The 19,884-nt window shown below is 68.1% G+C and carries 15 protein-coding genes; 7 read left to right on the top strand and 8 right to left on the bottom strand.

The window, feature by feature from the left end; genetic code table 11:
* Window positions 1-54: 54 nt before the first annotated feature.
* From ACMGRF_RS11745 to ACMGRF_RS11735, 3 genes are read right to left on the bottom strand one after another with little or no spacing between them, the layout of a single operon-like run.
* Complete coding sequence (locus tag ACMGRF_RS11745; protein ID WP_414485235.1) at window positions 55-981, bottom strand: alpha/beta hydrolase; 927 nt, start codon at window positions 979-981, stop codon at window positions 55-57.
* The gene (locus ACMGRF_RS11740) at window positions 971-1,864 is read right to left on the bottom strand and encodes an alpha/beta fold hydrolase (protein WP_049416652.1); all 894 of its coding nucleotides are present in this window, start codon (window positions 1,862-1,864) and stop codon (window positions 971-973) included. Before ACMGRF_RS11740 ends, ACMGRF_RS11745 begins: the two co-directional genes overlap by 11 nt.
* A 19-nt stretch (window positions 1,865-1,883) precedes the next feature.
* Entirely contained in the window at window positions 1,884-2,939 is a 1,056-nt protein-coding gene (locus ACMGRF_RS11735; protein WP_049416650.1) for a sugar phosphate isomerase/epimerase family protein, read from the bottom strand.
* A gap of 101 nt (window positions 2,940-3,040) precedes the next feature.
* Here ACMGRF_RS11735 and ACMGRF_RS11730 point away from each other — a divergent pair, with 101 nt between their 5' ends.
* Both ACMGRF_RS11730 and ACMGRF_RS11725 read left to right on the top strand, forming a co-directional pair.
* Complete coding sequence (locus tag ACMGRF_RS11730; protein WP_414485234.1) at window positions 3,041-3,640, top strand: TetR/AcrR family transcriptional regulator; 600 nt, start codon at window positions 3,041-3,043, stop codon at window positions 3,638-3,640.
* A 202-nt stretch (window positions 3,641-3,842) separates the two neighbouring features.
* Complete coding sequence (locus tag ACMGRF_RS11725; RefSeq protein ID WP_049416646.1) at window positions 3,843-6,173, top strand: TonB-dependent receptor; 2,331 nt, start codon at window positions 3,843-3,845, stop codon at window positions 6,171-6,173.
* Between the two features lie 88 nt (window positions 6,174-6,261).
* Here ACMGRF_RS11725 and ACMGRF_RS11720 read toward each other — a convergent pair whose 3' ends face one another.
* The 3 genes from ACMGRF_RS11720 to rnd form a co-directional block, all read right to left on the bottom strand.
* On the bottom strand, window positions 6,262-8,334 hold the full coding sequence (locus ACMGRF_RS11720) for a DUF4034 domain-containing protein (protein ID WP_414485233.1): 2,073 nt from the start codon (window positions 8,332-8,334) through the stop codon (window positions 6,262-6,264).
* 348 nt (window positions 8,335-8,682) lie between these two features.
* A complete protein-coding gene (locus ACMGRF_RS11715) occupies window positions 8,683-8,970 on the bottom strand; it encodes a hypothetical protein (protein ID WP_414485232.1) in 288 nt (95 codons plus the stop codon).
* Window positions 8,971-9,103: 133 nt separating this feature from the next.
* Window positions 9,104-10,183 carry a ribonuclease D gene (rnd, locus tag ACMGRF_RS11710; RefSeq protein ID WP_312548394.1) on the bottom strand — a complete coding sequence of 360 codons (1,080 nt, stop codon included), beginning with the start codon at window positions 10,181-10,183 and terminating at the stop codon, window positions 9,104-9,106.
* A gap of 84 nt (window positions 10,184-10,267) precedes the next feature.
* Here rnd and ACMGRF_RS11705 point away from each other — a divergent pair, with 84 nt between their 5' ends.
* Both ACMGRF_RS11705 and ACMGRF_RS11700 read left to right on the top strand, forming a co-directional pair.
* Window positions 10,268-12,160, top strand: a complete 1,893-nt coding sequence (locus tag ACMGRF_RS11705; RefSeq protein WP_414485231.1) for a formylglycine-generating enzyme family protein — start codon at window positions 10,268-10,270, stop codon at window positions 12,158-12,160.
* An 88-nt stretch (window positions 12,161-12,248) separates the two neighbouring features.
* Window positions 12,249-13,145, top strand: a complete 897-nt coding sequence (locus tag ACMGRF_RS11700) for a M48 family metallopeptidase (RefSeq protein ID WP_005417787.1) — start codon at window positions 12,249-12,251, stop codon at window positions 13,143-13,145.
* Window positions 13,146-13,679: 534 nt separating this feature from the next.
* On the opposite strand, the gene xseA is transcribed toward ACMGRF_RS11700, so the two are convergent.
* Both xseA and queG read right to left on the bottom strand, forming a co-directional pair.
* Entirely contained in the window at window positions 13,680-15,011 is a 1,332-nt protein-coding gene (xseA, locus tag ACMGRF_RS11695; protein ID WP_414485230.1) for an exodeoxyribonuclease VII large subunit, read from the bottom strand.
* 45 nt (window positions 15,012-15,056) lie between these two features.
* Entirely contained in the window at window positions 15,057-16,127 is a 1,071-nt protein-coding gene (gene queG, locus ACMGRF_RS11690; RefSeq protein ID WP_049415844.1) for a tRNA epoxyqueuosine(34) reductase QueG, read from the bottom strand.
* A gap of 23 nt (window positions 16,128-16,150) precedes the next feature.
* Between queG and ACMGRF_RS11685 the strand changes: the two genes are divergently transcribed.
* The 3 genes from ACMGRF_RS11685 to ACMGRF_RS11675 all read left to right on the top strand — a co-directional run bounded on the left by ACMGRF_RS11685 (window position 16,151) and on the right by ACMGRF_RS11675 (window position 19,765).
* Complete coding sequence (locus ACMGRF_RS11685) at window positions 16,151-17,635, top strand: NAD(P)H-hydrate dehydratase (RefSeq protein ID WP_099487301.1); 1,485 nt, start codon at window positions 16,151-16,153, stop codon at window positions 17,633-17,635.
* On the top strand, window positions 17,632-18,114 hold the full coding sequence (gene tsaE / locus ACMGRF_RS11680; RefSeq protein ID WP_049440789.1) for a tRNA (adenosine(37)-N6)-threonylcarbamoyltransferase complex ATPase subunit type 1 TsaE: 483 nt from the start codon (window positions 17,632-17,634) through the stop codon (window positions 18,112-18,114). The genes ACMGRF_RS11685 and tsaE overlap by 4 nt, the downstream gene beginning before the upstream one ends.
* Before the next feature lie 82 nt (window positions 18,115-18,196).
* Window positions 18,197-19,765, top strand: a complete 1,569-nt coding sequence (locus ACMGRF_RS11675) for an N-acetylmuramoyl-L-alanine amidase (RefSeq protein WP_049440792.1) — start codon at window positions 18,197-18,199, stop codon at window positions 19,763-19,765.
* The last annotated feature ends 119 nt before the right edge of the window (window positions 19,766-19,884 follow it).

The following is a 19,884-nucleotide window of genomic DNA, read 5'->3' as shown; positions in this document are numbered from 1 at the left end:
AAGCGCCCGGCCGGGACGGGGCAGGGACGGGATCCACCGCCGTCCCGGGCCGTTTCAGGCCAGGGCGTGGCGCAGCAGATCGCCCGCGCGTTGTACCGCGACTGCAGTGGCGGTGCTCACCGCCTGCAGGTGCATGCAGGCGTGGATCATCCCCGGCAGCCGCTCCAGCGTGCAGCCGACACCCGCAGCCTGCAGGCGTCGCGCGTAGTATTCGGCCTCGTCGCGCAGCGGGTCGTGCTCACAGCTGAGCACGGAGGCGGGCGCCAGCCCCTTCAGGTCGGTTGCGTGGGCCGGCGAAGCCAGCGCCGGCGGCTCGGCCAGATCCCCCAGATAGGCCTGCCAGCAGCGCTGCATCAGTTCGGCGCTGAGGTAGTAGCCAGCGGCGTAGTCGCGGTAGGAATCGCTGTCCATGCCGGCATCCAGCGCCGGATACAGCAGCAGTTGGTGGCACGGTTGCGGCAGGCCCAGTTCGCGCAGCAGCAGGCAGCAGGCGGCCGCGAGGTTGCCACCGGCGCTGTCGCCCCCGATCGCCAGCCGCTGTGGGTCCAGGCCGAGGCGCTCGGCGTGGTCCTGCAGCCACTGCCAGGCGTCAGCGATGTCGTACAGCGGCACTGGGAACGGGTGCTCCGGCGCCAGCCGGTAGCCCACGGCGGCGACCACGCAGCCGCTGGCATTGGCCAGCGCACGGCAAGGACCGTCATAGACCGCCAGCGAACACTGGAACCAGCCACCCCCATGGGCGAACAGCAGGGCCGGCGCGGGCCCATGGGACAGTCCTTGCGGCGTGTAGAGGCGGAGCTCCAGCGCCTGCCCGTCGCGAGCGATCACGGTGTGTTCGACCACATGTGCTACCGGCTGCAGCGCGCCCTGCAGCTGTGGCAGCGCGTTCTCGCTGATCGCGCGCAGTTCGCGCAGGTCCTCCGGCAGCGGATGGGCCGCGACGGCGTCAACGAACTGCTGCAGTGCCGGCTCAAGCAGCATGGCGTGCCTCCTGCAGGAACGGCAACAACTGTGCGAGGAACGCCTGGGGCGCTTCTTCCATGATGAAGTGGCCGCAGCCCGGGACGATGCTGCCGCGCACATCATCGGCATGCGGTTGCAGGGTCAGCATCGGCGCATCGGCGGTGGCGTGTTCGGCGCCGATCGCGAGCACCGGCATCGGCAGCCGGCGCTGCGCGCGCAGCTTGTTCTGGCGGATGGTCTCCGGAATCGCGCGGTACCAGGCGAAACCTGCCCGCAGCGCGCCGGGGCGGCTGTAGGCGGCGATGTAGGTATCGGCGGCCACCGCATCGCGCCGGTACGACCAGCGGTCGAACATGAATTCCAGGTAGGCGCGTTCGCGTCCGCTGATGAGCGCCTCGGGCAGGTCGGCCACCTGGTTGAACATGAAGTGCCAGAGGAAGATGTTGTCGGCCGGTGCGGCGAAAATGCCGGGTTCCGGCGCGAGGCCGGGAATCACCGCTTCGGTGACCGCCAGCTGGCGCACGGCCTGCGGCTGGTCGCTGGCCAGTGCATAGGCGATCCACATGCCGATGTCATGGCCGACCACCTGGTAACGGTCGTGGCCAAGCGCCAGCATGGTCTGGTGCAGTACTGCGGCAGCACTGCCGGTGTCGTAGCCGTGGGCGGGACGGTCGGATTCGCCGATGCCCGGTGGATCAACGGCGATTGCTTCGAAACCGGCCTCGGCCAGTGCTTGCAGAACGTGGCGCCACGCGTACCAGGTCTGCGGCCAGCCGGGAATCAGCAGCACGGGCGCACCGTGGCCGGCGGAGACGCAATGCACGCGCTGGCCATCGATGCGCAGGTAGTGGTGGCGCAGCGAAGCGTCGCCGGCAGCGCCGGCGGAAAGGAAGGTGGTCATGGGAATGCTCCGTTGGGGCTCAGGCAATGCCGAGCATCTGCTGCATCTGTGCGGTGCTGATCGGTGCACCGGCGAAGTCGTCGAAGATCTTGTCGGTGACCGGAATGATGTGGTCGCTGATGAACGCGGCGCCTTCGCGCGCGCCAGCTTCCTGGTCCTTCAGGCAGCACTCCCATTCCAGCGTTGCCCAGCCCTGGTAGTCGTACTGCGCCAGCTTGGAGAAGATCGACTTGAAGTCGACCTGCCCATCGCCCAGCGAGCGGAAGCGACCTGCGCGCTCGGTCCAGTCGGCATAACCGCCATAGATGCCCTGGCGGCCGCTGGGGCGGAACTCCGCATCCTTGACGTGGAACATGCGGATCAGTGGGTGGTAGATGTCCAGATACTCCAGATAGTCCAGCTGCTGCAGCACGAAGTGGCTGGGATCGAACAGGATGCGGCAGCGCTCGTGCTGGCCGACGCGCTCGAAGAAGCGCTCGAAGCTGGTGCCGTCATGCAGGTCTTCGCTGGGGTGGATCTCGTAGCAGAGATTGATGCCGTTGTCCTCGCAGGTGTCGAGGATCGGTCGCCAGCGTCGCGCCAGTTCATCGAACGCGGCGTCGACCAGGCCCGGCGGGCGCTGCGGGAACGGGAACAGGTAGGGCCACGCGAAGGAACCGGAGAAGGTGCCCATGTCCTGCAGGCCCAGCCGACGCGAGGCACGAGCGGCAAGGTGCAGCTGTTGCTGGGCCCATTCGCTGCGGGCCTTCGGATTGCCGCGCAGTGCTTGCGGGGCGAAGCCATCGCAGAGTTCGTCGTAGGCCGGATGCACGGCCACCAGCTGGCCGAGGATGTGGGTGGTGAGCTCGCTGACCTGCAGGCCGTGCTCGGCCAGGGTGCCGCTGATGTCGTCGCAGTAGTCCTGGCTGTCGGCGGCGGTGGCCAGGTCGAACAGGCGTGCATCCCAGGCGGGAATCTGCAGCGCCTTGAAGCCGAGGCCAGCGGCCCATGCGGCGATGCCGGCAAGTGAGTTGAACGGGGCCTGGTCGCCGGCGAACTGCGCCAGGTGCAGGCTGGGGCCCTTGAGGGTCTGCATGTGTTGCTCCAATTGTTTGTCGAGCGACAAAGAATAGGCGCGACCCTCGCGATGGTCAACAGCCGCGTTACACTGCGCGCCTCACTCGAGCAGGCAGGCAGATGGCAGGGCGACCGCGCGAATTCGACAGGGACCAGGCGTTGCGCAAGGCGATGCTGCTGTTCTGGCAGTGCGGCTATGAAGGCACGTCGATGTCGGCACTGGTCGAAGCACTGGGCATTGCCTCTGCACGCATCTACGCCGCGTTCGGCAGCAAAGAGCAGTTGTTCCGCGAAGCCGTGGCGCTGTACGAAGAGGGCGAGGGTGGTTTCGCGCCACGCGCGCTGGAGCAGGCCACGCTGCGTGAGGCGATCGGGTCCATGCTGCGCGAGGCGGTGCTGACCTACACCCGTCGTGGACGCCCGCATGGCTGCCTGGTAGTGTCCTCGGCCAGCAGCGTTTCGCCGGATGGCGAGGGCGTGCGCGACTGGTTGGCTGGTCATCGCCGCGACCGCACGGCGGCGATCATCGCGCGCCTGCAACAGGCACAGTCAGAAGGGGAGCTGGCCGGCGATGTGGCGGTGCAGGCGCTGGGGGATTACTTTGCGACGGTGCTGCACGGCATTTCCGTACAGGCCCGTGACGGCATCAGCCGCGAGCGCCTGCTGACGACGGTCGATGTGGCGCTGGGCCCGCTGAAAAAAGGGGACGGAGGGAATTAAGTCGCTTCTGGCATGCGTGGTGGACCGGCGCGCCTGCGGGGCGCGGAGGTCGGCCACTGTGCCGAATACGCCTTAATCCCCTCCGTCCCCTTTGGCGCAACGAAATCGTAACAATTTGGGGGATAATGGCCGCTTGCGCAGTTTCCCCCCTTCTTGCCGCCCGGCTCGCGCAGGCCGCACGGACGCCTCCTCAGAGCATTCCATGCCCTTCCATTCCGATTCCCGCCGCCTGTCGGGTCTGTCGTCTTCCTTCGTTTCCTTCCGCCGCCATCCGCTGGCCCTGGCCTGTGCCGGCCTGGCCCTGGTCGGCAGCTTCGGTGCCGCCGCGCAGGACAGCGCGCCGACCCCGACCGGCCTGGACACGATCACCGTGACCGCCGAGCACCGCGAGCAGAACCTGCAGGAAGTGCCGGTCTCGGTGGGCGTGGTGCAGGGCGAGCGCATGCGCGACTTCACCGCCGGCGGCGACGACACCCTGCTGGCACTGTCCGGCCGCGTGCCGAGCCTGTATGCGGAGACCACCACCGGCCGCATCTTCCCGCGCTTCTATATCCGTGGCCTCGGCAATATCGACTTCTACCTGGGTGCCTCGCAGCCGGTGTCGATCATCCAGGACGATGTGGTGCTGGAGCACGTGGTGCTGAAGTCCAACCCGGTCTATGACGTGGACCAGGTGGAAGTGCTGCGTGGCCCGCAGGGCTCGCTGTTCGGCCGCAACACCACCGCCGGCATCATCAAGTTCGACACCCTGAAGCCGACCCAGGACTACACCGGCCGGGTCAACGCCAGCTACGCGACCTACAACAGCGTGTCGATCGACGGCGGCTTCGGCGGCCCGATCAACGACATCGCTTCGTTCCGCGTGTCGGCGCTGTACCAGCACCGCGATGACTACGTCGACAACACCTACAAGGGCCCGAGTGCCGACGGCACGGTCAGCCCGAAGAAGAACGCGATGGGCGGCTTCGATGACCGCAACGTACGCGCGCAGCTGCTGCTGACCCCGAGCGACCAGTTCTCGATCCTCGCCTCGGCCCACGCCCGTGACTACGAAGGCACCTCGACCCTGTTCCTGCGCGGTGCGCTGACCAAGGGCTCGAACAAGACCGACGTGCCGCGCGACCAGGTCGCCTACGACGAAGCCGGCAACAACCCGCAGGCCTACAAGACCTACGGCGGCTCGGTGAAGGCACGCTACGACTTTGGCGCGATCGACTTCACCTCGATCACCGCCTATGAGACCACCTCTGGCTACAGCCGTGGTGACACCGACGGCGGCGCTGCGGTGAACTTCCCGGTGAACGGCGTGCCGAACGGCTACGGCCAGTCGATGGGCCGCATCCGTGACCTGGACCAGTGGACCCAGGAATTCCGCCTGGCCAGCCATGACGACAGCGCGCTGCAGTGGCAGGCCGGTGCCTTCTACTTCAACGGCAGCGACACCACCGACTTCTACCAGCGCGCCTGGTTCCTGCAGGGTGCGGCGCGCAACCCGAACAACTGGGTGCGCCTGCGCAACAAGAACACCTCGTGGGCCGGTTTCGGCCAGCTGAGCTATGCCTTCACCGACAAGTTCACCGTCACCGCCGGCCTGCGCCAGACCCGGGACGAGAAGCACACCCGCCTGCTGAAGACGGCTGACACTGCCGCTGGCGTGGTCACCTACAAGGGCCGCACCGACGTCAAGATGTCCGACACCACCCCGAGCTGGGATCTGAGCGCGATGTATCAGATCACGCCGGACGTGAGCGTCTATGCCAAGGTCGCCCGCGGCTTCCGCGGCCCGACCATCCAGGGCCGCTCGGCCGTGTTCAATGCCGACTTCACCACCGCCGATTCCGAGACCATCCTGTCCTGGGAAGCGGGCGTGAAGAGCAGCCTGTGGGACAACCGCCTGCGCTTGAACGCGACCGCGTTCACCTACACCGTCAACGACATCCAGCTCAACGGCAACGATTCGGACGGCAACGGCGTGCTGTTCAACGCCGACAAGGCCAGGGCCTATGGTTTCGAAGCGGACATGGAGCTGCGCCCGATCCCGAACCTGACCCTGAGCGCCGGCCTGAGCCTGCTGCACAGCGAAATCAAGGACAAGCGCGTCTACGCGCAGGTCTGCGGCCTCAACGGCCAGGTGGTGTGCACGGTGAATGACCCGACCATCAAGGTCGGTGCCAACACCTTCGCGCAGATCGACGGCAACCCGCTGCCGAACGCGCCGAAGTACAACGTCAACCTGGCCGCCCGCTACGACTTCCCGGTCAGCGACGCCGGCACCATGTTCGTCTCCACCGACTGGAACAAGCAGGGCTACACCAGCTTCGTGCTGTACGACAGCAAGGAGTTCAACTCCAAGGGTGATTTCGAAGGCGGCCTGAAGATCGGCTACTCGGGCAACTACGGTGCCTACGAAGTGGCGCTGTTCGCGCGCAACATCACCAACGAGAAGAACCTCAAGGGTGTGATCGAGAACTACATGGCTGCGGTCTACAACGAACCGCGCACCGTCGGTGTCTCGCTGAACATGAACTGGTAAGGCGTTGCCACGGTGGCGGGTCTTCCCGCCATCGCACTGCTGGAATGAGAAGGGCGGCCCGGATTACCGGGCCGCCCTTTGCGTTGCTTCAGACCGCAGTGAGGTTGCCGTCCTGGCTGCGCTGGCCGAAGGTCAGGGCCCAGGTGGCGCTGTCCACCTGCTGCCGGTCCTGTTCCTGCTGCTTGCGTGCGCGGCTGGCACCGAACCAGCGGCCTTCGCCGCTGATCAGTGGTGCCATGCGTACCACGTCCACATACTCCGGATCGATCTCGCTGGCACGCTGCAGCCAGGTCAGGGCGAGGAATGCATTGGCCGGGACGCCGTTACCGAAGTGGTAGATGTCGGCCAGATAGCCGGCAGCCCACAGCTTGTCGTCGTCGTCGCCGCGCCACCACAGCGGAATCAAGGCGCGTTCGACCGCTTCGCGCTTGTGCGCGTCGTTCCGGCCATCGAATGCCAGGCAGGCCAGGTTGTGGCAGGTTGGGCCCCACACGCGCTCGCCTGCTTCGGCCTTATCCAGGCAGCGCAGGTACAGCTCGCGCGCACGCGCTTCATTCTCCGCGCCGCCTGCGGCGACGAGGCGCACGGCCAGGTTGTAGGTGGCGATCAGGTCGCCGCCTTCCACCGCACGCTCCTGCCAGTAGGCGGCCTTTTCCGCATCGGCGAACTGCGGTTGGTCGCGGCCGCCGAGGCGGCCCTTGTACAGGTCGCACAGTGCCGACATCGCGCCGGCGTCGCCATCGTCCGCCATGCGCTGCAGCAGCGACAGGCCCGCGGCTTGCGAAACATCACAGAACAGATTGGCGGCGAACGTCACCGCCGAGGTGTCGTCCTGCTGCGCAAGCTTTAACGCGCGCTGCAGCAGGACACTGGCGCGTGTCGGGTCGCTGGCCTGGCCGAGCAGGCCATGCTCGATGGCGGTGGCGGCCCACAGCAGGCCGCTCGCCGAATCGCCTTCGCGCGCGGCATAGTCCACCACCTGTGCGAACAGTGCTCCGGCGCCGTCGACATGGGCGAACCAGGCGCAGGCCTCCAGGTTGCCGAGCCCCTCATGCAGGACCACATCGCGGTCCAATGTCCATGCCTGCTGCAGATCTTCAAGCACCGCCTGCATGTGGTCCGGATCCCACTGCACGGCGTCTTCGCTGTCTTCAACGCGGCCAAGCCGGTAGCGCAGCCCGGCGCGCTGGGCCAGCACCTGCGCGCGCAGGTGGCGGTCCAGGTGCCAGTCGAGGATCTGCGTGTAGGCGCGCTCATGCGCGGCCACGGCGTCGGCATCCTCGCGGTGGGGCAGACCGCCCATCCAGTCCTGCTCCTTGTGCCACCGCAGCGCGTTGCTCTGCGCCAGTTCCAGGCCACGGCACCAGCTACCCTCGATGAAGTTCTCCATCGCCTCATGGCTGCCGCCCCAGCGCGGGTACAGGAAGTACAGGGTGTCTTCCAGCGTGGCCAGATCGTCCGGGCGCTGCTCCAGTACCAGGCGCGTCCAGTACGCCAATGGTGCGTCGAAATCGTCCTGGCTGCGCTCGCGCAGCAACGGGGGCAGCGTATCCGGCAGCGTCTGCAACGGCGTACCGAAGCGCGACAGCAGCTGCAATGCCTTTGGCCAGGCTTGAGGGTAGTGCTCGGCCAGCGTGGCGTCATCGGATGCGGCGGGCTGCCCGGCCTGCAGCGCACGCAGCCAGTTCGGTTCGCGCAGGTAGCTGGTGATGCGCTTGATGCCATCCAGCGCCAACGCAGGTCGTGGCGACAGCGGCATCGCCTGCAGGTAGGCGTGCACGGCATGGTCGCGGGCCAGCTGCGCCGCCAGCCACTGGCTGTCTTCGACCAGTGCGGCAACGTCGGCGCTGCGCAGTTCGCCGGCAGCGTCCTGCCAGCAGGCGCCCAGGCAAAGCCAGGCGTAGTAGCTGCCGGGGGCGGCCGAGGCCCACTGCTGGGCCTGTTGCAGGCGGGCTTCCAGCGTCAGCGTGGCGTCGTGCAGGTTGCGCAGCCGCCAGCGGAAGCCGGGCAGCGCATTCTCTCCCTGCAGCCAGGCCAGCTCATGTGGAGCAATCAACGCATCCAGTTCGGCATAGCGCCGTTCCTGCAGCGCAGTGCGCGCCTGCACGCGCCAGGCAAGGTCTTCGGGGGAAAGCCCGTCTTTTGCAAATCCGTTTGTCATTGCTGCAATCCAGCGAGTACGAGGCTGGACATTAGAAGCGCGGTCGTTAGCGGCGGCAAGCAGGACATGCGGCTGCCGTGTCGATGGCATTCAGCAGGAGGCTTGCTTGAGGCAGAGATTCAATCCGGCTGCGTCATCGTGCAAGGCTTCCCCGTGGACCTGGTAGCCCGCTGCACGCAGATGTTCCGGCCCGGGCGGCGTCGCCATTTCCTCCAGTGCCATCGACAGCCGCGAGGCGAGATGCAGGGGGGGGCGAATCCAGCCAGTCAAAACACGCATCGCTGTGGATGAGTGCGCGCAGCGCGGCGCGGTCGTGCCATTGGGAGGTCGGCAGCGAGGTGAATCCCGTCACCTGGAACAGGCGTTCGCGTTGCGGATCGTCCATGGGCAGCGGAAAGGCAAGCAGCAGCTCGGGCCGGTAGGCGAGTGTGCCGTGGCCCTCTCTCTACGCCTCGATTCCGGGAAATTGCCGTGCATCAGGGCGTGCGGATGCAGCCAGGGTTCGAGACTGTCTTGCGCTGGCAGCGGGGCCTGTTCGATCAGGCGTGCCGAAAGCGCGAGGTAGTGAGCCGAACGGGCCAGATCCAGCCCGCCGGTCAGTGCCGCGTAGGCGTTGAGCTGGCTGCTGGGATCCATGCAGGGGTGCTGCTGGCCAGAAGCAGCGAGCCGATCATCCCTCGTGACATGCCGGAAGAGGGCCATGCAGGCATGCAACAACGTCCTTGTCGAGCATTGGCAGGGCCGCCCGTGAGGCGGCCGATGCGGGTTGCTAGTTCGCCGGCAGCAGCGCCTGCAGTCGCGACTCCAGTTCCTGCTGGCGCCAGCCGGCCAGTGCGGCCGGCCATTGGCGGCGCTCCAGGTAGCTTTCCAGATGCTTGCGCGAGGCCAGCACGCCATCCGGCAGGCCCAGCTCGCGGCTGCGCTCGGCAACGGCGTCCTGCAGCCTCTTCAGTGCCTGCTTGTTGGTGTCGTTGGCGGGCAACGCCAGCGGTGCCTCGGCCTCATCGGCCAGCGGCGTGTCCAGCGCCTGCCACACCGCGCCGGCGAGCTTGCGCGGTGCCTTCGGGAACTGTTCAAACAGCGTGGCCAGCGCGGCGGCATCGGCCGGTGGCGTGCGTGCCAGCGTGGCGGCCAGTTCGTTGTCCAGGATCCAGCTGCGCGGGCGGTCGCTGCTGCGTGCCTGCACATCACGCCAGCGCAGCAGGCGCAGCAGGCGGCGCTGCGCGGGAGCATCGAGAAACTGCGCTGAGCGCATCGCCAGATGCGGCCAGCGGTCCTCGTCATTGGCGACGCTGGCCAGCAGGCGCTCGCCGTCGTCGTGCAGCCACTGCTGGCGGCCCAGCGCCTGCAACTTGGCATCAATGGCGTCATGCAGCGCGAACAGGTGCTCGACGTCGTCGGCGGCGTATTGCAGTTGCGACTCCGAGAGCGGACGGCGCATCCAGTCCGAGCGGGTTTCGCCCTTGGCCAGCGCCACGCCGGTGATTTCCGCGACCAGCTTCTGGTAGCCCATGCCGCCACCAATGCCGGCCAGCGAGGCGCCGATCTGTGTGTCGAACAGCGGTCGCGGCAACACGCCGCAGGTCCACTTGAAGGCAACGAGGTCTTCGCTGGCGCTGTGCATCACCTTGGTGATCGATTCATCGGCCAGCCACGGCGCCAGTGCCTCGGTCATGCCGGGAATCAGCGGATCGATCAGCAGGATGTCCTGCCCGACCGCCATCTGCACCAGAGCCAACTGCGGCCAGAAGGTGCGTTCACGGATGAATTCGGTGTCCAGGCCGATGCGGGCCGGACGCTGCTGGAAGTACGCATCCAGCTCGGCGGGGGTGGTGATCCAGGTTGCCACGGGTCAGGGCCTACTACTCGGGTTTGCTCAGGCAGGGGAGAATAGCCTAACGTCGGTCCGCGTCCGTGCCGAAGGAGATCCTGCTTGCGTTTTCCGCTGTCGTCCGTGCTCTGCACCGTTCTGGCCGTGGCCCTGGCCGGTTGCACACCGTCGCCCTCGGCGACACCGGAGCCGGGGCCGGCTGCTGGCGAGGATGCGCGGCCGCAGGAAGGTTCACTGGCGAAGCCGACACCGGGGACCGGGCAGGGCAGCGTCACCATTGCCGGTGAGGATGCCACCGAGGATGTGCAGCGGTGGACACCGCCACGGGTCGACCGGCAGGGCCGCAGCGTGGCCCAGCTGCGCCGCGCGGCCGAAAAGGCGTTCAGCGAAGGGCACCTGTACGAGGACGCCGACGCGGCGGTTCCGCTGTGGCTGGCGGTGCAGGAGGAAGACCCGGATGACCGCCTGGCCCGCAGCGGCCTGCAGCGTGCTCGCCAGCGCCTGCAGCAGCAGGCCGATGCCCTGCTGGTCCGGCCACTGCGGCAGCGCGAGGCGCTGGCCGAGGCGAGTCGCCAGGCGCTGGTGCTGCTGACCCTGGCGCCGAAGGATGAGAAGGTGCGCGCGCTGCAGGGCCGGGTGGAGCTCGCCCAGCGCGTGGTGGCCTACAACCGTGCCGGCGAGGAGGACCTGCGGTCGGGGCGGATCGGCGAGGACGGTGACGGTGCGATCGGCAACTTCCGTGAAGCGCTGGCTCTGGATGAACACAACAGCCGGGCGCGGCAGGGCCTGGCGGCGGCCGAGAGTGGCCTGATCCGCCGGGCCGAGGACGCGGCGCGCGTGCGCGACTTTGCCAGCGCGGGCACCTGGCTGGCCGAAGCCAGCAAGGTACGTGACTCGTCACCGACCATTGCCGATGCCTTCGAGCGCATCGAGCAGATCCGCGCCGCCGCGTTGCTGCAGCTGCGTGATGAGGGCCTGCGCGAGCTGGCTACGCCGCAGGGGCTGAAGCCGGCGCGCGAAAAGCTGGCCGAGGCCCTGCGCATCGCCTTGCCGGGGGATGTGGTGGTGGCCCAGTTGCGCGAACGCATCGATCTGGCCACCCATTACGGCAGCTTCCGCCCGGGTCAGGTGTTCAGCGACGCGATGCGTGATGGGGGGCGCGGTCCGCAGATGGTGGTGGTGCCGCATGGCGGCTTCCAGATGGGCGCGGGTGATACCGAGCCCGGCTCCACCGACGCCGAGCGCCCCTCCCATTACGTTCGCTTTGACCGCGGCTTCGCCATGGCGATCACCGAGATTACCGTCGGCGATTTCGAGCGCTATGTGAAGTCGACCAATGCACGACCACGTGCGACCCGACGCGGTCACTCGGTGGTCTATGACGAGCGCAGCGGCAATTTCATCCGCCGCAGCGGCGTCGACTGGCGTTCGGATTACGATGGCGCGCGCGCACTGGGCAACTCGCCGGTGATGCATGTCAGCGTGCGGGATGCCGAGAACTACGCGGCATGGCTGTCCGAGCAGACAGGACGCAGCTACCGGCTGCCGAGCGAGGCCGAATTCGAATATGCGCTGCGCGCCGGGAGCAGTGGCCGCTACCCCTGGGGAGACGCCGGTACGCCGCCGCCGGGCAGCGGCAATTTCACCGGCAGCAAGGACGTCTCGCCTTCGGGTCGGCACTGGCACAACGCTTTCATCGGCTATGGCGATGGCTGGTGGGGACCGGCGCCGGTGGCCAGTTTCCAGGCCAATGCTTTCGGCCTGCACGACATGGCCGGGAATCTGAGCGAATGGGTGGCCGACTGCTGGCACGCCAGCTACCGGCGTGCGCCGTCCGATGGTGTCGCCTGGTTCAACCCGGGCTGCCGGTCGCGGGTGATCCGGGGCGGCAACTGGGCCAATGCGCCCGAGCAGACCCGTGCGGCCTGGCGGCAATCGCAGGATTCGGACACCACCAATGCGCGCATCGGCTTCCGCCTGGTGCGCGGCATCTGAGCGGCATCGGGCTTCACCCGCCGCTGGCATCCGCGCACTAAGATTGCGTCGTGCCCGCCAGCCGGCGGGGTCTGCTGGAAGACCACCGATGCGCAACGATCCCTTCTCCCGCTCGCCCCAAGGTCCGCAGCGACGCGGCCTGTTCGGCAACATCCGCTGGTGGGTGCTGCTGCTGGCGGCGGGCTATGCGGTGTTCTACTGGTTCTCCAATCGCACCGTCGATCCCTACACCGGCGAGAAGGTGATGATCGACAGCAGCCTGGATGCGCGCCAGGAGACCGCGCTCGGTCTGCAGGCCTACCAGCAGATCCTCTCGCAGGAACGGCCGATGGATCCGAATGCGCCGATCGCGCGCGATGTGCGCGATATCGCACAGCGCCTGATCGCCAAGGTGGATGTGGTGGAGACCGCGCTGGCACAGGAGCACGGCGTGCAGCCGGCGCATTTCGCGCGGGATTTCCAGTGGGAAGTGAACGTGATCCCGTCCGAGCAGGCCAATGCGTTCTGCCTGCCTGGCGGCAAGATGGCGGTCTACACCGGCCTGGTGCCGGTGGCGCGTACGCGTGATGCGATGGCGGTGGTGATGGGCCATGAGATCGCCCACGCGCTGCTGCGCCATGGTGCGCAGCGGATGGCGCAGCAGAAGCTGACCCAGATCGGGCAGATGGCCGGTGCCGCCAGCGGCATGGATGCGCAGCAGCAACAGATGATGATGTCGGCGATGGGCTACGGGTATCTGCTGCCCTATGCGCGCAGCCACGAGACGCAGGCCGATGAAGTGGGGCTGATGCTGGCCGCAGCGGCGTGCTTCGATCCCCGCGAGGCGGTGCCATTGTGGCAGCGCATGGGCCAGGCCAGTGGCGGCCAGGCGCCGCCGGAGTTCGCCTCGACCCACCCGAACCCGGGTACCCGCATCCAGAACCTGCAGGCACTGATGCCGAAGGCGCTCGAGTACCGGCAGAAGTTCTGCGAGCAGGCAAAGTAGGGGAGGCGGCAGGGCTTGCAGCCCTGCACCCGCTGCGAACCAAGGCAACAGCAACAGCCGAAGCAGAAGCGGGTTTCCTGTGGGTAGGCGGGGTGGGGCCGGTTGCGGGAGACGCCGTAAACCCATCCATGGGGGCTTGGCCGCGGCATCCATGCCGCGGACACTCCCGCCACCGGACCCACCCCGCCTTCGACAGATTCTCGCGATCTGTCGGAATGGCGTGGGGTCAGATCCGTTTTCCTACGGAAAACGGATCTGACCCCGAATTGATTCGATATCTGACAGAGATTCATCCACGCATGGCGTGGATCTACCGATCCGTCGCCGGGAAACTGTCGGGGGGGGGCGGTGTGGCTGTGCAGGACCGTTGGCGCCATGGATGGCGCCATCGAGCCCCCAGGGATGGGTTTACGGCGTGTCCTGCACAGCCACACCGCCCCGCCAAACCATCAGCAATCCAGAGCCGCTTTGGCTGTTGCTTCGGCCGTTGCTTGAAGCGTCTGCAGGTGCAGGGCGCAGCCCTGCCGAACCCCTTTACTTGACCTGCACGTCGATCACGCCGTCGCCGACGCGGGCCCGCAGGGCGTCACCGGGCTGTACCTGATCAACCTTCCGCACCAGGGTGCCATCATCGCTGCGGGTCAGGATGCTGTAGCCACGCGCCACGGTCGCCAGCGGGCTGACTGCTTCAAGTGAACGTGCCAGCCCGCGCAGTCGCAGTGCATCGCGCTCCAGCAGACGCTGCATCGCTGCCTGCGGTCGTCCGCGCAGGGCGGCCAGGCGGCGTTGCATCGTGTCGAGCTGGCGCTGTGGATGATGCCCGCGCAGGACCGCCGCTGCATGGCGAAGGCGCGCAGCACGGCGCTCCTGCTGCTGGTTGAACGCGGTATGCAGGCGCCGGCCCAGATCGAGCTGGCGTCGACGCAGCAGGTCCAGTCGTGCCTGCGGGCTCTGGGCGTTCAGGCGCAACAGGGCGCGGTCGGCGCGCTGCATCGCCTGCTGCATCGCATGCCGTTGCAGCTGCACCATGCGGGCGGCCGTGCGGCGCAGGCGCAGGGCCAGTTCGCGCTGGTCCGGTACCAGCAGCTCGGCCGCCACCGAGGGCGTTGGTGCACGCAGGTCGGCGGCGAAGTCGCTCAGGCTGAAGTCGGTTTCGTGGCCCACCGCCGAGACCACCGGCGTGCTGCTGGCGGCGATGGCCCGGGCCAGTGTTTCATCGTTGAAGGCCCACAGGTCTTCCAGCGAACCACCACCGCGCGTCAGCAGGATCACGTCGTAGCGGCCGCTGGCATCGGCGGCCTGCAGCAGTCGGGTGATCTGCGCGGCGGCACTGCTGCCCTGTACCAGGGTCGGCAGCAGGTCAACTTCCAGCAGCGGGAAGCGTCGGCCGAGCACGCTCAGCACGTCGCGCACGGCAGCGCCGGTGGGCGAGGTGATCACGGCCAGGCGTTGCACGTGCGCCGGCAGCGGCCACTTGCGTGCCGGGTCGAACAGGCCTTCGGCCTCCAGCCGTGCCTTCAGTTCCTCGAAGGCGCGGCGCAGCGCGCCTTCGCCGGCTTCCTCCATGTGGTCCAGCACCATCTGGTACTCGCCACGGGCGTCGTACAGGGTCACCTTGCCGCGCACCAGCACGCGCATGCCTTCGCGCGGCACGAACTTCAGGTACTGCGCCTTCATCCGGAACATCGCCGCACGCAGCTGCGCACGCGCGTCCTTCAGGGTGAAATACAGATGCCCGGAGGCAGGACGCGCCACGCTGCCCAGTTCGGCCTCGACCCAGATCGCCGGGAAGCTGCCTTCCAGCAGGTCGCGGGCCAGGGTGTTGAGCTGGCTGGGGGTGAAAATGTCGTTGTTGCGTGGTTGCATGGAAACGGCGTGCTGCGGGCGGAACGGGGGCTTCAGGATCGCACGTCAGCGCGCCGTGTGCTGGCCCAGTGCCCACTGCACGTGTTCACGCACCAGCGGCGAGGGATCGTCGATGCGGGTCTGCAGGGCAGCCAGCGCTTCGGCCGAGGACGGGGCATTGCCCAGCGCCACGGCGATGTTGCGTAGCCAGCGCTCATGGCCGCTGCGCCTGATCGGGCTGCCTTCGGTGCGGCGCAGGAACTCGGCTTCGTCCCAGGCGAACAGCTGGTCCAGGCGCGCGGTATCGAGGTTGTTGCGCGCGCGGAAATCGGCTTCGTCGGTGCGCCTGGCGAACTTGTTCCAGGGGCAGACCAGCTGGCAGTCGTCGCAGCCATAGATGCGGTTGCCGATCAGCGGGCGCATCTGTTCGGGAATGGCGCCGTCGTGTTCGATGGTCAGGTAGGAAATGCAGCGCCGCGCGTCCAGCCGCTGCGGGCCGGTGATGGCCTGGGTCGGGCAGACATCGATGCAGCGCGTGCAGGTGCCGCAGTGCGCCGTGGCCGGCGTATCGATCGGCAACGGGATGTCGATGTAGATCTCGCCGATGAAGAACCAGGAACCGCCATGGCGGTCGATCAGGCAGGTGTGCTTGCCGATCCAGCCGAGCCCGGCGTTGCGGGCCAGTGCGCGCTCCAGGACGGGGGCGGAATCGACGAACACGCGGTAGCCCAGTGGCGCGACTTCATCGTTGATCTGCGTCGCCAGCTTCTGCAGGCGGTTGCGCATCAGCTTGTGGTAGTCGCGGCCCAGCGCATAGCGCGCCACGTAGGCGCGGCCCGGGTCGGCCAGCGTCGCCCAGGCTTCGGTGTCATCCTTGTGGCTGTAGTCCATGCCCACCGAGATCACGCGCACAGTGCCGGGCAACAGCTCGGCCGGTCGTGCGCGCAGGGTGCCGTGGCGCGCCATCCAGTCCATCGTGCCGTACAGGCCCTGGCCCAGCCAGTCGGCGAGGTGCGCCTCATCCTCGCCCAGCTCGATGCCGGCGATGCCGCAGCGCTGGAAGCCATGCGCACGGGCCAGTTCGCGGATGCGCTGCACGGCCTGGGCCGGATCGACAGGGGTGGGGGCAGGGAACATGTGCACCAGTATAAAATCCCTGCATGGCCAACCTTGCCGATCTGTTCGATTCCGCTGCCGCGCGTGCGCTGGATGCCCAGGCGTCCACCCTGGCGGGGGATGCTGGCTGGGGACTGATGGCGCAGGCGGGCCAGGCCGCCTGGCAGTGCCTGCTGCAGCATTGGCCGCAGGCGCAGCGCATCGGCGTGGTGGTCGGTGCGGGCAACAATGGCGGCGACGGCCTTGTGCTGGCTCGCCACGCGTTGCAGGCCGGGCGCGAGGTGAGGGTGATCGCCCTGCCGGGCAGGGCGCCATCGACTGCGCTGGCGCAGCGTGCAACATCGGAGTTCAGGTCCGACGGCGGCACCGTCACCGAGTTCGACGGCGCGCTGCCCGAGGCCGACATCTGGGTCGATGCCCTGTTCGGGCTGGGCTTTGATCGCGCGCCGGAGGGTGCGGCGCAGGCGCTGATCGTTGCGATCAATGCGCAGGCGGCACCTGTGCTGGCCCTGGATGTGCCCAGTGGCGTCGATGCCGACCGCGGTGCGGTACCCGGCGCGGCAGTACGTGCTGCGCTGACCCTGCAGTTCATCGTGGCCCATCGCGGGTTGTACACCGGCGACGCGCTGGATCATTGCGGGCACAAGGCCCTGGCACCCCTGCAGTTGCCCGCTGCCGCATGGCAAAGCGTGTCGCCTGCCGTGGAGTACTGGACGCAGACACGGTTGCCGGCCCTGTTGCCGCCGCGCCGCGCAAATACCCACAAGGGGGAATCCGGCCACGTGCTGTGCGTCGGCGGCAACCACGGCAGCGGCGGTGCCATCGCCATGGCAGCCGAGGCCGCCTTGCGCGCAGGGGCGGGGCTGTTGAGCCTGGGTACCCGCCGCGACCACGTCGGTCCACTGCTGGCTCGGCTGCCCGAGGCGATGACCCATGCACTGGAAGACGGCGATGTGCTGCCGGCGCTGCTGGACAAGGCGAAGGTGGTGGCGATCGGGCCCGGTCTGGGCCAGGACGAATGGGCACGCGCCTTGTTTGCGCGGGTGCTGGCCAGCGCCAAGCCATTGGTGGTCGATGCCGATGCCCTGAACCTGCTGGCGCAGGATCCGCGCGCGTTGCCCGATGCCATTCTCACACCGCACCCGGGCGAGGCCGCACGCCTGCTCGGCTGCAGCACGGCTGAAATCCAGGCCGACCGCTACACCTGTGCGCACATGCTGGCCGAGCGCTTCCACGCCGTGGTGGTGCTGAAGGGCGCTGGCAGCATCGTGGCGGCGCCTGGGCAAACGCCACGGTTGATCGCTGCCGGTAACCCAGGGATGGCCGTGGGAGGCATGGGCGACCTGCTCACCGGCATCATCGCCAGCCTGCGCGCGCAGGGCCTTGCGGCCTTCGATGCCGCGGCCGCGGGTGCGCTGCTGCATGCGCTGGCGGGCGATGCGGCTGCCGCCGATGGCGCGCGCGGCCTGCTTCCTACTGATCTGCTGGCGCCGCTGCGGCGACTGGCCAACCCGGACCTCTCCCCATGACCGAATTCTTCCTTGCCGACAGCGACGCCACCGAACTGCTCGGGCAGTGGCTGGCGGCCACCCGGCCCCCGCAGGCGCTGATCGAACTGCGCGGCGACCTGGGCGCCGGCAAGTCGACCACGGCCCGCGCGCTGCTGCGCGCGCTGGGCGTGCAGGGGGCGATCCGCAGCCCCACCTACACCCTGGTCGAGCGCTATCCGCTGGCCAGTGGCGGTGAGGCGTGGCACCTGGACCTGTACCGCATCGGCCAGGCCGGTGAGCTGGATTTCCTCGGCCTGGACGAAGGCAGCGCGGTCCTGTGGCTGGTCGAATGGCCGGAACGGGGCGCCGGCGCGCTGCCGCCGACCGATCTGGTAGTAGCGCTGGAGATCGAAGGACAGGGGCGCCGTGTCCGTCTCACCGCGGCCAGCGACGCTGGACAGGAATGGCTGAAACGGCTGCCCAAAGGGGGCGACTTGCAGGCCATTTCTGTCGGCTGACGAGAACAAAGATCGGCAGGTTACGGATTATTAAGGAAAAAGGTGTTGCATTCCGTTCAGCGCGGTGATTGAATCCTGAGCCATGCGCCCGGGGAACCGTCTCATCGCCATCTGTGCCGCCGTCGGACTGGGTCTGGCGAGCGTCAGTGCGTGGGCGGGTGAAGTGCGCCAGGTCCTGTTGAACACCGGCGCGACTGGCACCCGTGCCGAGATCTCGCTGGTCGGCAGTGGCGGCTACAAGACCCTGTCGTTGGCCGGCCCGAACCGCCTGGTGGTCGATTTCCCCGACTCCAGCGCCGTCCGCAACCTGAAGATGCCGGCCGCGCAGGGCGTGGTGACGGCGGTGCGTACCGGACAGCCGGTCCCGGGCACTTTCCGTGTCGTGTTCGACCTTGCCGAATCGGTGGCGCCGTTCCGCCCGCAGATGCAGCGCGAGGGCAATGAATCCAAGCTGGTGATCGAATGGCCGGGTGATGGCCCTGCCGTGGCCACCAGCCGCCCGGCGACGCCACCGGCCGTGCAGCCGCAGGCGGCCGCTGTGGGGGGCTCAGTCGCGCCCACGCCGGCCGAGAACGCGCAGTCACGCACCGATGCTGCGCGGGCCACGGCCCTGTTGACCGCACAGGTGCAGCAACAGGCCAGCGCCAGCGCCGCCGCACCCGCCACGCCGACCCCCGCACCGACCAGCGCGCCGGCCCAGGTTGCTGCGGCGGGCGTCGCGGCCAGCAGCACGCCTTCATCCTCGCCGGCTGCAATCCTCGCCGGCCAGCGCACCGCTGCGGTGGTGACCACGCCGCCGGCAACGGCCCCCACACCGGCGCCGACGCCGGCCGAGCCGCCGCGTCCGGCCATGCCCAGCGATGCATCGCGCATCCGCATGCAGCCCGGCATGCGCCACCTCGTGGTGGCGATCGATCCCGGTCATGGTGGCCAGGACCCGGGTGCGATCGGCCCGACCGGCAAGCGCGAGAAGGATGTCACCCTGGCGGTGGCGCGTGAGCTGGCCCGCCAGGTCAATGCCACGCCGGGCCTCAAGGCCTACCTGACGCGCGACAGCGACGTGTTCATTCCGCTGCCGATGCGTGCGCAGAAGGCGCGTGCGAACAAGGCGGACATCTTCATTTCGATCCATGCCGATGCGGCTGAAAACCGTTCCGCCACGGGTTCGTCGGTGTACGTTCTGTCGACCAAGGGTGCCTCTTCGCAGCGCGCCCGCTGGCTGGCGGACAAGGAAAACGCGGCCGACCTGGTCGGTGGCGTGCGCCTGCAGCAGACTGAAGGCACCCTGGCCAACGTGCTGCTGGACCTGGCCCAGAGCGGCTACATGAAGGCGTCCGAAGATGCGGCCGGCCACGTGCTGGGCGGCCTGAAGCGGATCGGCAACAACCACAAGCCGAACATCGAGCGCGCCAACTTCGCGGTGCTGCGCACGTCGGACATGCCGGCGATGCTGGTGGAAACGGCGTTCATCTCCAATCCGGATGAAGAGCGCCGCCTGACGGACCCGGCTTACCAGCGCAAGGTCGCGGGCGCCGTGCTGGATGGCGTGCACACCTTCTTCAGCCGCCAACCGCCGCCGGGCACCTTGTATGCCGCCCGCGCGCAGGCCGAGATCGACGCCGCAGCCACCATGGCCGGCGGCAGCAAGTAACCCGCCGAAGGCGGGTTACTGCTTTCTGTAGAGTCGAGCCGCGCTCGACTGGGCCTTGTCGGTAGCCCGTCAGTCGAGCATGGCTCGACTCTACCCTCTGCCGCTCCGTTATCATCCCC

Source organism: Stenotrophomonas sp. EMP41, assembly GCF_047495535.1.
In the GTDB taxonomy this organism is placed as follows: domain Bacteria; phylum Pseudomonadota; class Gammaproteobacteria; order Xanthomonadales; family Xanthomonadaceae; genus Stenotrophomonas; species Stenotrophomonas sepilia.
Note: the sequence above shows the minus strand (reverse complement) of the source record. Positions and strands in the feature narration are given on the sequence as shown.

What these genes read in the sequence shown, in the direction of transcription:
- ACMGRF_RS11745 (WP_414485235.1), bottom strand. Translation starts at nt 981, where the DNA reads ATGCTGCTTGAGCCGGCACTGCAGCAGTTCGTTGACGCCGTCGCGGCC.
- ACMGRF_RS11740 (WP_049416652.1), bottom strand. Translation starts at nt 1,864, where the DNA reads ATGACCACCTTCCTTTCCGCCGGCGCTGCCGGCGACGCTTCGCTGCGC.
- ACMGRF_RS11735 (WP_049416650.1), bottom strand. Translation starts at nt 2,939, where the DNA reads ATGCAGACCCTCAAGGGCCCCAGCCTGCACCTGGCGCAGTTCGCCGGC.
- ACMGRF_RS11730 (WP_414485234.1), top strand. Translation starts at nt 3,041, where the DNA reads ATGGCAGGGCGACCGCGCGAATTCGACAGGGACCAGGCGTTGCGCAAG.
- ACMGRF_RS11725 (WP_049416646.1), top strand. Translation starts at nt 3,843, where the DNA reads ATGCCCTTCCATTCCGATTCCCGCCGCCTGTCGGGTCTGTCGTCTTCC.
- ACMGRF_RS11720 (WP_414485233.1), bottom strand. Translation starts at nt 8,334, where the DNA reads ATGACAAACGGATTTGCAAAAGACGGGCTTTCCCCCGAAGACCTTGCC.
- ACMGRF_RS11715 (WP_414485232.1), bottom strand. Translation starts at nt 8,970, where the DNA reads ATGGATCCCAGCAGCCAGCTCAACGCCTACGCGGCACTGACCGGCGGG.
- ACMGRF_RS11700 (WP_005417787.1), top strand. Translation starts at nt 12,249, where the DNA reads ATGCGCAACGATCCCTTCTCCCGCTCGCCCCAAGGTCCGCAGCGACGC.
- xseA (WP_414485230.1), bottom strand. Translation starts at nt 15,011, where the DNA reads ATGCAACCACGCAACAACGACATTTTCACCCCCAGCCAGCTCAACACC.
- queG (WP_049415844.1), bottom strand. Translation starts at nt 16,127, where the DNA reads ATGTTCCCTGCCCCCACCCCTGTCGATCCGGCCCAGGCCGTGCAGCGC.
- ACMGRF_RS11685 (WP_099487301.1), top strand. Translation starts at nt 16,151, where the DNA reads ATGGCCAACCTTGCCGATCTGTTCGATTCCGCTGCCGCGCGTGCGCTG.
- tsaE (WP_049440789.1), top strand. Translation starts at nt 17,632, where the DNA reads ATGACCGAATTCTTCCTTGCCGACAGCGACGCCACCGAACTGCTCGGG.
- ACMGRF_RS11675 (WP_049440792.1), top strand. Translation starts at nt 18,197, where the DNA reads ATGCGCCCGGGGAACCGTCTCATCGCCATCTGTGCCGCCGTCGGACTG.